This is a genomic window from Corallococcus sp. AB049A (genome assembly GCF_003668885.1).
GTDB lineage: Bacteria > Myxococcota > Myxococcia > Myxococcales > Myxococcaceae > Corallococcus > Corallococcus interemptor.
The window spans coordinates 21677-35103 of the sequence record NZ_RAWL01000003.1; the positions used below are offsets into that span (position 1 = coordinate 21677).

10 protein-coding genes are annotated in these 13427 nt (G+C 71.5%); 4 read left to right on the forward strand and 6 right to left on the reverse strand.

Annotated features, from left to right (window positions below; translation table 11 throughout):
- The 6 genes from D7X55_RS00620 to D7X55_RS00645 form a co-directional block, all read right to left on the reverse strand.
- The gene (locus D7X55_RS00620) at nucleotides 1–771 is read right to left on the reverse strand and encodes a class I SAM-dependent methyltransferase (protein WP_233609429.1); all 771 of its coding nucleotides are present in this window, start codon (nucleotides 769–771) and stop codon (nucleotides 1–3) included.
- Between the two features lie 154 nt (nucleotides 772–925).
- Nucleotides 926–3802, reverse strand: a complete 2877-nt coding sequence (locus D7X55_RS45455; protein ID WP_121721881.1) for a HEAT repeat domain-containing protein — start codon at nucleotides 3800–3802, stop codon at nucleotides 926–928.
- On the reverse strand, nucleotides 3795–5012 hold the full coding sequence (locus D7X55_RS00630; RefSeq protein ID WP_121721882.1) for a VWA domain-containing protein: 1218 nt from the start codon (nucleotides 5010–5012) through the stop codon (nucleotides 3795–3797). The genes D7X55_RS45455 and D7X55_RS00630 overlap by 8 nt, the downstream gene beginning before the upstream one ends.
- Entirely contained in the window at nucleotides 5009–7321 is a 2313-nt protein-coding gene (locus tag D7X55_RS00635; protein WP_121721883.1) for a DUF5682 family protein, read from the reverse strand. The genes D7X55_RS00630 and D7X55_RS00635 overlap by 4 nt, the downstream gene beginning before the upstream one ends.
- On the reverse strand, nucleotides 7321–8424 hold the full coding sequence (locus tag D7X55_RS00640; protein ID WP_233609431.1) for an AAA family ATPase: 1104 nt from the start codon (nucleotides 8422–8424) through the stop codon (nucleotides 7321–7323). The genes D7X55_RS00635 and D7X55_RS00640 overlap by 1 nt, the downstream gene beginning before the upstream one ends.
- 87 nt (nucleotides 8425–8511) lie before the next feature.
- Nucleotides 8512–8913: a VOC family protein gene (locus D7X55_RS00645; RefSeq protein ID WP_120546044.1), complete on the reverse strand. Its 402-nt coding sequence runs from the start codon at nucleotides 8911–8913 to the stop codon at nucleotides 8512–8514.
- Nucleotides 8914–9008: 95 nt separating this feature from the next.
- On the opposite strand from D7X55_RS00645, the gene D7X55_RS00650 reads away from it, so the two are divergent.
- The 4 genes from D7X55_RS00650 to D7X55_RS00665 all read left to right on the forward strand — a co-directional run bounded on the left by D7X55_RS00650 (nucleotide 9009) and on the right by D7X55_RS00665 (nucleotide 13290).
- Nucleotides 9009–9809, forward strand: coding sequence for a TetR/AcrR family transcriptional regulator C-terminal domain-containing protein (locus tag D7X55_RS00650; RefSeq protein WP_121721884.1), 801 nt, complete (start codon nucleotides 9009–9011; stop codon nucleotides 9807–9809).
- Between the two features lie 132 nt (nucleotides 9810–9941).
- Nucleotides 9942–11276, forward strand: a complete 1335-nt coding sequence (locus D7X55_RS00655; RefSeq protein ID WP_121721885.1) for a ferritin-like domain-containing protein — start codon at nucleotides 9942–9944, stop codon at nucleotides 11274–11276.
- The gene (locus D7X55_RS00660) at nucleotides 11273–11950 is read left to right on the forward strand and encodes a hypothetical protein (protein WP_121721886.1); all 678 of its coding nucleotides are present in this window, start codon (nucleotides 11273–11275) and stop codon (nucleotides 11948–11950) included. The genes D7X55_RS00655 and D7X55_RS00660 overlap by 4 nt, the downstream gene beginning before the upstream one ends.
- An 80-nt stretch (nucleotides 11951–12030) precedes the next feature.
- On the forward strand, nucleotides 12031–13290 hold the full coding sequence (locus tag D7X55_RS00665) for a C39 family peptidase (RefSeq protein ID WP_121721887.1): 1260 nt from the start codon (nucleotides 12031–12033) through the stop codon (nucleotides 13288–13290).
- Nucleotides 13291–13427 lie beyond the last annotated feature (137 nt).

Below are 13427 nucleotides of genomic sequence, written 5' to 3' on the forward strand. Positions count from 1 at the left end.
TCAGGCGGACCCTTGCTCTGCTCTGTCATTTGGGCCGGGACGGTACTCCTGAAGCCAGACTTTCTCGAAGCCCCATGTGAAGAGCATCCAATGGCAGGCATGACCCGTGAAGCCCTCCGCCTGGATGGGCCGGGTGACGGTGATGATGCGCGTGCCCGGCGCGCAGGTGCGCAGGTGCGCGACGAGCCGCGCCTTCGTCTCCGGGCTGAACGCCACCCAGTTGCAGAAGATGTGGGTCGCGTCCCCCAGCGGCTCGCGGGTCATGTCCCCCACGGTGAGCGTGATGCCCGCGGGCTGAAGCCACGGCGCCACGCGCGCCACGTGGTCCGCGATGAGCTCCACGCCATGCGCCTCCGCGCCCCACCACCGCGCGGCGAGCAGCACGCGTCCTCGGCCCGCGCCCAGGTCCACCACCCGGCTGCCGCGCCGCACGCCCGCCTTCCTCAAGAACCACAGCGCCGTCACCAGCGGCGTCTCGCCGTACATCAGCTCCCGGAAGGACTGGCCCGTGGACTGGAGCACGAGCGCCATCTCGAAGGTGCGCCGCGCGCTGTAGGGCGTGCGCAGGACGCGCTGCCACCACAGCCCCATGTATGGCTTCACGAGCCGGGGACGCGGCAGCAGCAGCAGCAGGTCCGTCACGCGCAGCACGACCGCGATGACGATGCCCAGCAGTTGCAGCAGCAGCCGCTCCCAGAATGGCAGCTCGTACGCGTCCAGCACGTCGTCGCTGCGCGATGGGGGCTTGGGAGGCGGCGCGGGGTCCGTCATGCGGCGCGGAGGCTGTCCGGATTCCGGACGCCACGCAACGGCTCCGCGTCGGACCGGAACGCGCCTGCCTCCCGTGCGGACGCGCGAGAGGACCCGATGCGTGAGGCCGCGCCCACCCGCATCGACCTCACCTCGAAGCTGTCCAGCTGAAGCGTCACAACAGCTTCTTCGCCGCCTTGGCCAGGGCCTTGTCCTCGGCCAGGGCGGGGACCTCCATGAGGCGCTGGGCGATGTGCTTGCCCACCACCGCGCTGGACGCCGCCACCTTCAGGTAGACCGCCGCGCGGGCCAGCAGGTCCGGCTGTCCAAGGGACGCCTTCAGCCGGGCCTCCAGCGCCCGGGCCAGGCCGGTGGGCTGGAAGTTCTCGAAGACGCCCCGGAACGCCTTGCGCTCCAGCTCCTCCGGGCGCTTTTCAGCCAGGTCCAGCGCGGGCTGCAAGAGGGCCAGCCCCAGCGAGCGCATGGCCTCCGCGACGACGCCGGGCTTCCATCCGTCCACGAACGCCAGCAGCAGGGCCTCCGCGCCGCGCACGTCACCCAGCATGCCCAGCGCGTACACGGCGTGCTTCGCCTCCACGTCGTCGTGGCCGCGGCCCTGCACCATGACGATGAAGCGGTCGAGCACCTCCGCGTCCCCCACCCGCGCCAGCGCCTCCGCGGCCTCGCGCCGCACCTCGCGCGCCGGGTCCCCGTGCAGCACCTGGCGCAGCACGGGCATGGCCACCGTGCCCAGGTCCGCCAGCATGGCCACGGCCGCCCCGCGCGAGTCCTTCGTCGTCTCCGACAGCGCCGCCTGCATCAGCGGCACCGCCTTCTCCTTGCGGCGCCGCGCGAGTTCCAGCACCGCCGCCTCGCCCATCTCCCGGGCCTGCACGTCCTCCAGCGTCTCCTTCGCGAACAGGCGCAGGCCCATGTCATGGCCCCTGCGCGTCACCGCGTCCAGCTCGCGCCGGGCCTGCACGCCGCCCAGCACGCCCAGCACGCGGATGGCGGTGCGGCGCACCATGCGGCTGTGGTGCTCGCCCAGCGCGCTCTTCGCGGCGCCCAGCGCGCCCTCGCCCAGCGCCGCCACCGTCCGCGCCACGAAGGCGCTGGCCGCGCCGTCGCTCCACGTCGGATAGAACTCCCGCGCCAGCACGTCCGAGCCCAGGCTCGCGTAGTAGCGCGCCGCGTGCGCCGCCGCCTCGTAGCGCGTCAGCTCCCCGCGCGCCCGGCGCACCATGGCCTCGCCCGGCGTCAGCACCTCCTCCGGCCGCTGCACGCGGATGCTCGGGTGCGTGGGCACGGCCTCCAGCTGGGACAGGTCCACCTGCACCGCGCCCGACAACCGCACCAGCGCGATGCCCAGCACCTGGTACACCTTGATGAAGTCATCCAGCCGCTCCGCCGGATCCGGGCGCTGCGCCAGCGCCTCCAGCAGCGCGCCCGGCTTCTCCAGCCCCAGCTCCTTCAGCCGCGACACCAGCGGCTCCACCGTCCGCGTCGACACCGCCGACAGGCCGCTGGCGAACGCGTCCGCCAGCTCGTCGCGCACCTCCGCCAGCGCGATGGCCGCCCGCGACGCACCGGCCGCCCGGGCCGCGTCCGCCCACCCGCTGCGGGGCAGCGCGTTGGGAGCCGCCGGGGCCCGCACGCGTCCGCGACGGCGCGGCGACGCGGGCGCATCCTCCGCGCGTCCCAGCGTGCGCAGGTCCAACCCCTCCGGCGTCCGCACCACCACGGCCGAGGGGAACAGCGTGGGGAGCGCCGCCTCCAGGCCCACGTCGCCCAGCACCGCCACGAGCTTCGCGTCCTCCAGCGCCGTGGACAGCGGCTCCTCCAGCGACGGGTCCACGGGCAGGAAGAGTCCCCGCCCCGAGCCGTCCACGAACTGCGAGCGGGCCCCGCTGGCGAGCAGCGTCTCCACCCGCACCGACACCGGCAGCAGGTCCGGCGCGAACACGTCCTTGCGGTGCTCCTGGAAGGCCGCCATCACCGCGCCCACGTCCGGCAGCGCCACCTCCACCAGCCGCTCCAGCGCCGCCCGGTCCACCGGAGCGCCGTCCTTCCACGACTCCAGATCCAACCGGTGCGGCGCGAAGCCCGGGTACTGCCCGCCGTGCGCGCCGTCGAGCACCGCGCCCGCGTGGCTCGTCTTGGGCGCCACCGTCTTGAGGTTCGCGGGGAGGATCTGCTTCTCGCTGTAGTGCGAGCCCGACGCCAGGTCCACGAAGCGGCTCTCGCGCACCATGAACCTGTCCGGCGTCACCCTGGCGGAGAACGCGTACTCCACCAGCTTGAGCCCCGCGACGGGCGCGCGGTCCTTCTTCGTCCACGTCCTGCCAATCAGCTCTTCCACGTGGCGGGGCTCCAGCGCCTCGCCGCCCAGGTGCTTCTCCACCTTGCGCGCGGTGAGCAGCATGTCCGCCACCAGGTCCGTGTACACCGGCGCCTCGAAGGTGCCCGTGCGCGACGCGGCCGCGTCCAGGAGGCCCGCCAGCTCCACCGCCCGGGCGGCCAGCCGCCTCAGGCCATTGGCCCTGAGCGCCTCGCCCAGCGCGCGCACCTGCTCCGGCCGCTCCGCGCCCAGCGACGCCACGCCGGACAGGCCCAGCTCGCGCACCAGCGTGGACACCTGCGCCACGCCCGCCTTCATCAGGTCGCCCGTTTCGGCCTTGCCCTTCTTCACGCTCTTCTTCGCGCCGCCGGAGCCCGCGGGCGCCGCCGGAGCCGACTCCGCCGTCACGAAGGCCTGCGGGGCCCGGGCCCACGCCACCAGCAGCGCCGCCGCGTGCTTGCAGAACGGACGCGAGCGTGCCGCCATGCACGAGCACCGCCCCTTCACGTCCGAGCGCGCCTCGCCGAACACCAGCGAGACTTTGTACGGCGTCGCTCCGGAGCCCGCCGCGTCCGCGAAGAGCCGGTTCTCGTAGCGCGACAGGTTGGACAGCTGCTTGCCGTCGAACAGCTCCGCGCCCTTCTGCAGCTCCGCCTTGTCGCTGATGATCTCCGTCATCCCGCCCAACCCGATGACGGGCCGTACGTCAGCCATGACGCTCCCCCTTCTTGTCGGCGGACGCGAGCAGCGGCGCCAGGTCCTGGTTGCGCATCACCCGCTCCACCACGTCCACCAGCTTGCGCGGCGTGCACCCGAAGCACGGAATCCCCAGCGCGGTGAGCTGCTCCGCCATCGCGTGGTCATACGAAGGCCGCCCGCTGTCCGACAGCGCCAGCAGGCACAGCACCTTGGAGCGCGAGTCCACCAGCTGCCTCAAGCGGGCCACCAGCTCCTCGGCGTTTCCGCCCTCGTACAGGTCGGTGATGAGGATGAAGAGCGTCTTCTCCGGCCGGCGCACGTAGTGCTCCTGCGCGTACGCCACCGCCCGGTTGATGTCCGTGCCGCCGCCCAGCTGCGCGGAGAAGAGCACCTCCACCGGGTCCGCCAGCACGGGCGTCATGTCGACGATCTCCGTGTCGAACAGCACCAGGCTCGTGCGCAGCACGTCCAGCGACGCGAAGATGGCCGCCATCACGGAGCTGTACACCACGCTCTCCGCCATGGAGCCGGACTGGTCCACCACCAGCGTCACGTCCCACTCATGGTGACGGCGCTGGTTGGGCCAGAAGTAGAAGCGCTCCGGGATGAGGCGCTTCCGCTCCGCGTCCCAGCCCTTCAGGTTGGAGCGGATGGTGCGGCGCCAGTCGATGTTGCGCGCGATGGGGATGGGGCTCGTCCTGTCCCGGCGCAGCGCCCCCAGCACCGCCGTGCGCAGCGGGGACTCCAGCTTCTTGCGCAGGTCCTCCACCACCTCCCGGATGATGGCGCGCGCGGTGTCCTTGGCCTGCTCCGGGATGAGCCCCCGGGCGCTCACCAGCGTCGTCACCAGCTCCAGGTTCTTGTCCAGGAAGGGCAGCGTCTCCGGCTCGAAGAGCAGCTGGGTGAGGCCCTTCTTCTCGATGGCGTCCTTCTGCACCAGCGCGATGACGTCGTCCTGGAAGAAGTCGCGCAGCGCGCCCAGCCACTTGGGCAGGTACGGCTTCGAGCCGCCCCTGCCGGCCGAGCGCTCGCCGTAGACGAACGACAGCGCGTCATCCAGTCCCTCCAGGTCGTCGCCCTCCAGGTCCACCGTGCCCGCGCTGGCGCCCAGCGCGCTCAAGGAGGGGCACGAGCCCGTCTTCTCCGCCTCCGGGCCCAGCGCCAGCCGCCAGCGCAACAGCGCGTCGCGGTCCTTCGGTTCCAGGTCCTTGGGGTCCACGCTCATAGCAGGTCGTCCAGGTCGTCCAGGGCCTTGCCCAGGTCCGCGCTCAGGTCCTTCAGCGTCGCCTTGTCCTTCTCCTCCAGCACCGCCTTCACCGCGCGGCCCTTGTCCTTCAGCTGGCGCACGCCCATCACGTTCTCCATCAGGTAGCGGCGCTCGGTGGCCCCCAGCGCCCCCAGCGCCCGGCGCAGCACCGGCAGCGTCTGCCGGAAGCGCTCCGGCTCCACGCTGGTGAGGAAGTCATCCAGCGCCTTCACCACGTCGCGGCTCTTCACCAGCACCAGCGCGTTCACCTGGAGGAAGCCCTCCAGGTACGCCGCCGCGTCCGAGGGCTCCACCGCCGCCGACAGCCGCCGCCCCACCTCCAGCGCCACGTCCGCCTCCGGCAGCTCGCGCGCCAGGTACAACAGACCCGTGGCCAGCCCCGACGTGGCCGGGTGCACCGCGTGGCTCTCCATCAGCCCACGCGCCTCCAGAAGCCAGCCCTCTTTGTCCGCGCGAGGCTGGGACAGCGCGACTTCATGCAGCGTGCGCAGCGCGTCCAGCACCGGGGGCACGCCTTCCGGTGCGCAGGCGCTGGCCTCACGCACGCGCAACAGCGCCCGGTTGAAGGTCTTCTCCCCCAGGGCCGCGACCGCCTCGTCACCCACGTCCGAGTGCGCGCGCGAGGTGCCATAGGCCATCAGCCCCGACAGCGCCCGCGCCGCGTTCGCCAGCGATGGCAGGTCCGCGTCCGTGGCCGCGTGCGCGTCACAGACCTTGAGCGCCTGGGCCACCGTCTGCGAGCAGCCGGTGATGACGGACTCCAGCAGCACGTCCGCCGCCTCCGCCGTCGTCTTCGCCTGGGTCAGCCGCTCCTGGAGCATGCGCGTCGTCACGGCCTCCAGCGAGTCGCCCAGGACAATCTTCTCCACCAGCGCGACGTCCGTGGACGGCGTCCACTGCGCCTGCCAGGCCTCGCGCACGCGGGTGAGCGCCGCGTAGCCACCGGCCTCGCCCTCCGCGCTGCTCTTTCGCGACGAGCCCGTCCCGGACAGCGACGCGTACGGGATGCCCGCCACGCGCAGCCGGTGCAGGAACACGGAGGAGCCCACCTCCACCGGGTTGTTGAGCCTCAAGCTGAACGTCTCCGGGCTGTCCGTGCGCGGCAGCCGCCGCTCGCCCACCTCGCGCCAGAACTCCGCCTGGAGCGAGTTCTGCCCGATGCGGCTCGCCACCTGCCCCACTTCGTGGCCGATGACGCTCTTCCACAGGAAGCTGTCCACGTGCGTCGCGTCCCCGCGGCACAGCGTGGCCACGGTGGCCTCGCGCAGTTCGTCCAGGCCCGGCGCGCTCTTCTCGCGCAGGTCCGACAGCGTCACCGCCAGCCGGTACGCCTCCAGCACGTCCGACAGCGACGCGGAGAAGCCTCGCATCCGCAGGTGCGCCGCGAAGTCCAGCAGCACCTCCAGCGTGGCCCGCCGGAAGTCGCAGTTCGCCTCATGGGCCTTCTGGTAGAAGTGCGGCGCCCGGTTGCCCGCGCCGTAGCCCAGCTGCTCCGCCAGGCGCGGGAAGCTGTACGGAATCACCGTCACCGCGCACGGCCCGGCTTCGGGCAGCTTCGCCTCCTCCTTCGGATCCACGTCCCCCGCGAGGAACGCCGCCGTATGCGCCGCGCCCGCGACGACGGCCACCTTCTCCGGCGCCACGCCCCCCGCCACCACCTCCAGCACCTTGCGCGCCATGAAGGCGTCACGCTGGCGGTGGTAGCCCGGCCGGGGCCCCGCGTTGACCACGTCCGCCCAGGCGGTGAGCACCGGCCGGAACTGCTCCGGGCTCCAGTCCGGCGCCTCGAAGGACGCCTCCCAGAACTCCTCGAAGGAGCGGTGCCCCTGCGAGCGCGCGAACGCCTCCGTGAGCGGCATCGCTTCGTCGGGGACGCCCGTGCCCTCTTCCGTCCCTTCCGTCTCCACGCCCAGGCCGGGCGCCTGGCGGTCCACCGCGAGGCTGACGCCCACCGGGATGTCGATGAACTCCACCCGCGCGCCGTTCGCCCGGGCCCACTTCAGCGCCTGGTACTCCGGCGAGTACGCCGCGAAGGGCCACAGCGACGAGGACGGGGTGCCGTCCGTGCGGTAGCCCAGGATGGCCACGGGCGGGCGCGTCTGCGCGTCGCACAGCACGTCCACCAGCGCCGTCGCGTCGCAGGGCCCCTCCACCAGGACGACGGAGGGCTTCACGCGCTCCAGCCACTTCAGGAGCACCGCGGTGGTGCGCGGCGAGTGGTGACGGACCGGGAAGTGCTGCACCCGGGAGAGCAGTGCCAGGTCCATCAGCCCCTCAAGAGCTTCTTGCTCGCGGAGTACAGGTCCTTCCACGGGCCGGTGCGCCCCTTGGCCACCGTCTCCATGTACTCGCGCAGCGCCTTCACGTCGTCCTCCTGCTCCTTCACCACCGCGCCCACCAGCGACGCCGCCAGCTCGTGCGACGTCACCGTCCCGGAGCCGAACTGCTGCGCCAGGATGGAGCTGTTGAAGAGCACGCTGATGGCCTCCGCCGTGGACAGCACCGCGCCCGGCGTGCGCACCTTCGTCTTGCCGTCCTTCGTCACGCCCTTGCGCAGCTCATGGAAGAGCGTCAGCAGCACGCGCGACAGCTCCTCCGGCGGCGGCACGCCCACCTGGTAGTCCGTGCGCAGCTCCGCCTCGCGCTTGGTGACGATTTGGATCTCCTGCTCCAGGTCCTCCACCACCGGCACGGTGACGAAGTTGAAGCGGCGCTTGAGCGCGGCGCTCATCTCGTTGACGCCGCGGTCGCGCGTGTTCGCGGTGGCGATGAGGTTGAAGCCGCGCTGGGCGCTCGTGATTTCTCCCAGCTCCGGCACGGACACCTGCTTCTCCGACAGGATGGAGATGAGCGAGTCCTGGATCTCCGGCGACGTGCGCGTCACTTCTTCAAAGCGCGCGAACTTGCCCGTGCGCATGGCGCGCAGGATGGGCGACGGCACCAGCGCTTCGGGCGTGGGCCCCTGCGCGAGCAAGAGCGCGTAGTTCCACGAGTACTTGATGTGGTCCTCGCTGGTCCCCGCCGTGCCCTGCACGACGAGCGCGGACGTGCCGCTGATGGCCGCGGACAGGTGCTCCGACAGCCAGCTCTTCGCGGTGCCCGGCTCGCCCACGAGCATCAGCGCGCGGTCCGACGCGAGCGTCGCGATGCACACCTGGATGAGCCCCTTGTCGCCCACGTACTTGGGCGTGATGGCCACGCCCCCCACGGGCTTGGGGCTGCCCAGGATGTACGTCTCCACCGCGCGCGGCGACAGCGCCCAACCCGGTGGGCGGGGCTTGTCGTCATGCGCGGCGAGTGCGTCCAGCTCGTTCTTGTACTTCGCTTCGGCAGGCAGGCGGATGTCCGGCATGAGCTGCACGCTATCCACCCGGTCTGACATCCGGCAAACGCCCTGCCTGCCTCGCGCGTCGCCTCCGGGGCCTTGCGACGGACGACCTGCCCGGGTGCCTGGCGCTCAGGAAGCGGCGGCGCCCGGCGCGTGCATCCACTGGACGAGCTGGACGATGACGCCGTTCGCGTCGGCGACCTGGAAGTAGCGCTCGCCCCAGGCCTCCGTCTCGATGGGCGTCAAAATCTTCACGCCCTCCGCCTGGATGCGTGCGTATTCCGCGTCGATGTCCTCCACGACGAACGCGACGATGAGCCCGTCCGCCCGCCGCGTCTTCAGGGACTCCGGCTTGAGCGTCTTCAGGCCCGTGCGCAGGTAGATGACGTTGAAGCCCACGTCGGGCCGGGCCAGGGACACGAAGCCGTCCGCGGCCATCGCCTCCGTGAAGCCGAAGTGGCGCTTCAGGAAGGAGGCCGAGGCCTCCACGTCATCGACATTCAGGGACACGGCGGAAGCGGTGACTCGCATGGGCGGTCCTCCTCACCACGGGTTCCAGGAAACCCAATCTACGTACGCCGTACGGAGTTGTGCGTCAAGGCGGCGGCGTTGGAAGAATCCGGCGCATGGCATCGCATCGCAGCAGCATGGGAGACCCCACGCGGACGCTGGAGCTGCTGTGGCGGGACTCCCGGCCCTCTCAAGGTCAGCGGGGTCCGAAGCAGGGGCTCACGGTCAGCGCCGTCGTGGACGCGGCGGTGGCGCTGGCGGACGCGAGCGGGCTGGACGCGGTGACGATGCGGGCGCTGGCGGGGAAGCTCGGCATCGCGCCCATGGCGCTCTACACGTACGTGCCCGGGCGGGCGGAGCTCATCGACGTGATGCTCGACACCGTCTACGCGGGCATGGCCCGGCGCAAGCCGAAGGGGACGGACTGGCGCTCGAGGCTGGAGGCCGTGGCCCATGACAACCGGGCCCTGTTCACCCGGCATCCCTGGCTCGCGGACGTGTCCACCTCGCGCCCTCCCCTGGGGCCCGGGCAGATGGCGAAGTACGAATACGAGCTCCAGGCGTTGGAAGGCGTGGGCCTGGACGACGTGGCGCAGGACGCGGCGTTGACGTTCGTGCTGGGCTTCGTGGAGTCCTCCGCCCGGGCGGCCCTGGACCAGCGCGCCGCGCGGCTGGAGTCACAGATGGGTGACGGGGCCTGGTGGGAGGCGAACGCGCCCCTGCTCGCGCGCATGTCCGACCCGGAGCGCTATCCCCTGGCGTCCCGGGTGGGCTCCGCGGCGGGCAAGGCCCATGGCGCCGCGTATGACCCGGACCACGCCTATGCGTTCGGGCTGGAGCGCGTCCTGGACGGGCTGGCCGTGCTCATCGAACGGCCCCGGGCACGCCGTGGCCAGGCCCGGAAGCGCGGCACCTAGGTCCTGTTCCCCCTCAATTTTCCGAGCCCCTCCCGGCCTTCCGAGCCCCCCTGACAGGGGCTTCGCCTCGGAAGGCCGTCTGGCATCCGCATTGCTCAAGGTCCCGGGCACACGTCCTTTCCGGGAGCCTCCTTGAACATCCATCGACTGCGCCGTCTCTTCTCGCGGGCCCTGAGCACGTCGCTCGCCACGCCGCTGGTGCTGGCGGGCTGTGGCGTCAACCTGGGGAACAGCGCGGACCTGACGGGCTTTTCGCAGGTCGCGTGTGAGGAGCACCGTCTGTCGTTCGGGAACCTGACGCTCTCTTCCGCGCAGGACTTCGTCCAGCTCCGGGGCTTCTACAGCAACGTCCCGTGGGAGGATGCGCGCTCCTTCGGGAGCTCGTCCTCGGGACAGGCCTGCGCGACAGCCACGGACGTCCCCGCCTGTCAGACGGCCGTGGAGGACGCGAGCACCTCGAAGGGCTTCCATCGCGACTGCTTTGACTTCTGTCAGGAGTACTTCCTGCTCACGACGTCCGGCGACACCGTGACGACGTATACGACCGAGCCCTCCGTGCAGGACCTGCTGGGCACGATCGACACGGTGGAGGAGGCCGCGCTCCGGGCCTTCGCCGCGGGCTACAACCTGAGCTGCTACGAGTTGGAGCGCGGCGCCGTGAAGCAGAACAAGGACGGCAGCTTCGACGTCATCGGCACGCAGGGCCATTCGTGCGGCGCCAGCACGGACCTCACACAGCACCGGGTGCGGGTGTCCCGCTCTGGAGACGTGAGGCAGTTGGAGAAGTACATCCTGGAGAAGGGCGATCCCAACTGCGTCATTGGCCGGCGGCCCGTGGGGCTGCAGGCCGCGGAGGCCTGCGAGAACCCGGAGACCCTGGGGAGCTACTTCGCGGACGCGGCCCGCCTGGAGGCGGCGTCCGTGCATGCCTTCCTGCGGCTGCGGGATGAACTGGCGCTGCACGGCGCGGACGTGGGCCTCCAGGACGCGGCCCGCCGCAGCGCCATGGAGGAGGTCCAGCACGCGCAGGTGACGGAGCGGATCGCGCGCCGCTTCGGAGGCACGCCCCAGCGTCCGGTGGTGGAGGAGCTGCCCCTGCGCTCGCTGGTGGACGTGGCGCTGGAGAACGCGGTGGAGGGCTGCGTGCGGGAGACGTACGGCGCGCTGCTCGCGCATCACCAGGCGCTGCACGCGCGCGACCTGGAGGTGCGGCAGGCCATGGTGCGCATCGCGGAGGACGAGACGCGGCACGCGGCGCTGTCGTGGGACATCGACCAGTGGGCCCGGCCGCGCCTGTCCGCCGAGGAGCGCGAGACCCTGCGCGAGGCGCAGAAGCGCGCGGTGGCGCTCCTGCGTGAGGAGGTCGCGGTGCCGCTCGACGCGAGCATCATCACGCTGGCGGGCATGCCCACGCCGGAGGCGGCGCTGGCGCTGCTGGACACGCTGGAACAGGACCTCTGGGCATGAGCCACTTCTTCCCGCGCGCCCTGGTGGGCATGACGTTGCTGCTGGCTGGCTGTGATTCCACGGCGGACACGGACGGCTACAAGGAAGTCGCCTGCGCGTTCTGGGGGAGCAGCCACCCCTTCTTCGACGACCTGCGTCCCGCGCAAGGGCTGGACGCGGTCCAGGTCCGCGTCGCGAACGTGACCCGCGCCGAGGAGGATCCGCCCTCCTCCGCGCTCACCCTGTGGGGTGAGGCCTGCGCGACGGCCCGTGACGTCCCCGCGTGTCAGGCCGCCGTGGCTGCGTCACGGCCTCCCGAGGGCTTCCACTTCTATTGCTTCGAAGGCAAGTGCTCCTACCGCTTCCTGCTCACGACCCAGGGCGACGAGGTGCGGATCCACTCCAGGCCGGAGACCCTCAAGGAAGCGCTGGGGACCATCGACACGGAGCAGGAGGCGGTCCTCAGGGTCTACGCGATGGGTTACGACTTCCTCTGCTACGACGTGGAGCAAGGGGGCGTGAAGACGAACGCGGACGGCAGCTACGGCGTCATCGGCTACCGGGGCCTCCAATGCGACCGGGACATCCCCATCACGCAGCACGTCTTCCACGTGTTCCCCTCAGGAGAGGTCCGCGAGCTGGAGAGCCATGTGCTGAAGGGAGGCACGGAGACCTGCGACTTCGAAGCACACTGAGCCCGCCATCTGTCCGCTCAGCCTGACTTTCCAGGAATCCGACTTGAGCCCCCGCGCGAGCGTTTGCGACACTCCACCCCGTGAACGCCCGCGCTCGCGTCCTCTCCGCTGTCCTGCTGGCCACCTGCATCTGGGCCTGCGCCTCCTCGCCACCGTCACCGTCCACGGACGCAACGCCGGAGACCGGCTCGCCCGCGCGCCTGTGGCAGAAGACGGCCGTGTCAGGGGACCTCGCGCGCTTCTCGCGTGACGGCACGCGCGTCACCGCGGAGGGCGCGCTGGAGCTGGACCCGTCCACCGCGAAGGAGGGCACCGACCCGTTCCCCGCTGGCGGCTGGCTCGACGGCGGCAGCTTCTACAATGGCGGCACCTTCCGCGTCGGCACCGCCACCTCCGAGGTCCAGTCCGTCCCCGGCGGCTTCGACAGCGTGGTGCCGTCCTTCGACGCCCAGACGCCTCCCGGCACCTGGGTGAAGCTCACCGTCTCCGCCCGCGTCGAAGGCACCTGGACGAAGGACTACGAGCTGGGCGTCTGGGCCTTCGACACCACCACCGTCGCGCGCCACAGCGTGGACGGCCAGGGCGATGACGACGGCAACGTCCTCACGGACACCCTCAACCTCAAGCGCCGGGCGGACGCCCTGCGCGTCACCGTCCACCTCTTCTCCGAACGCCAGGACACCAGCCCCCGCGTCCGCGCGCTCGCCGCCGCCGTCACCGACACGCGCCGGACACCCAGGGACCTCCCGTCGGACCGCACCGCGTGGGGCGTCGTGCTCGACGTGCCCGGCTACTCGCAGATGATCTACCCCGACGGCGGCGAGGTCTGGTGCTCCCCCACCTCCACCACCATGCTCCTGGGCTACTGGAGCCGGAGGCTGGGCCGCGCGGACCTGGAGCACCCCGTGCCCACCGCCGCCGCCCACACCTATGACTGGGTCTACAAGGGCACCGGCAACTGGGCCTTCAACACCGCCTACGCCGCCAGCATGTCCAATGGCGCGCTGCACGGACTCGTCGCCCGCTTCGACTCGTTCGCCCCCGTGGAGCGCCTCATCGCCGCCGGCATCCCCGTCAGCATCAGCATCGCCTACGAACCCGGCGAGCTCCCCGGCGGCGCCGCCCGCCGCACCGACGGCCACCTCATCGTCGTCCGGGGCTTCACCGACACCGGCGACGTCGTGGTCAACGACCCTGCTTTCGGCTCCAACGAAACCACCCACGCCACCTACCCCCGCGCCGAGCTGTGGCGCGCCTGGCAGCACTCCCGGGGGGCCTCGTACGTGCTCTGGCCCGCCGGTACCCCGCTGCCCGAACCGGGCCTGCTCCCCCTCCCGTAGCCCGCGCGTCCAGCGGCGAACACCCGGCCAACGCGGCGCGGCGCGCAGTGTCCACTGGCCGTGGCGTCAGGCCCCCCGTCCCTTGACGCAAGGCCATGCGTGAGCGGCCTGACATGACCTTTAGCCTTCAGTCCGCC

Excerpts from the sequence above, each read along its gene's own strand:
- D7X55_RS00635 (WP_121721883.1), bottom strand. The coding sequence starts at position 7,321 with ATGGACCTGGCACTGCTCTCCCGGGTGCAGCACTTCCCGGTCCGTCAC.
- D7X55_RS00660 (WP_121721886.1), top strand. The coding sequence starts at position 11,273 with ATGAGCCACTTCTTCCCGCGCGCCCTGGTGGGCATGACGTTGCTGCTG.
- D7X55_RS00650 (WP_121721884.1), top strand. The coding sequence starts at position 9,009 with ATGGCATCGCATCGCAGCAGCATGGGAGACCCCACGCGGACGCTGGAG.
- D7X55_RS00620 (WP_233609429.1), bottom strand. The coding sequence starts at position 771 with ATGACGGACCCCGCGCCGCCTCCCAAGCCCCCATCGCGCAGCGACGAC.
- D7X55_RS00645 (WP_120546044.1), bottom strand. The coding sequence starts at position 8,913 with ATGCGAGTCACCGCTTCCGCCGTGTCCCTGAATGTCGATGACGTGGAG.
- D7X55_RS00630 (WP_121721882.1), bottom strand. The coding sequence starts at position 5,012 with ATGAGCGTGGACCCCAAGGACCTGGAACCGAAGGACCGCGACGCGCTG.
- D7X55_RS45455 (WP_121721881.1), bottom strand. The coding sequence starts at position 3,802 with ATGGCTGACGTACGGCCCGTCATCGGGTTGGGCGGGATGACGGAGATC.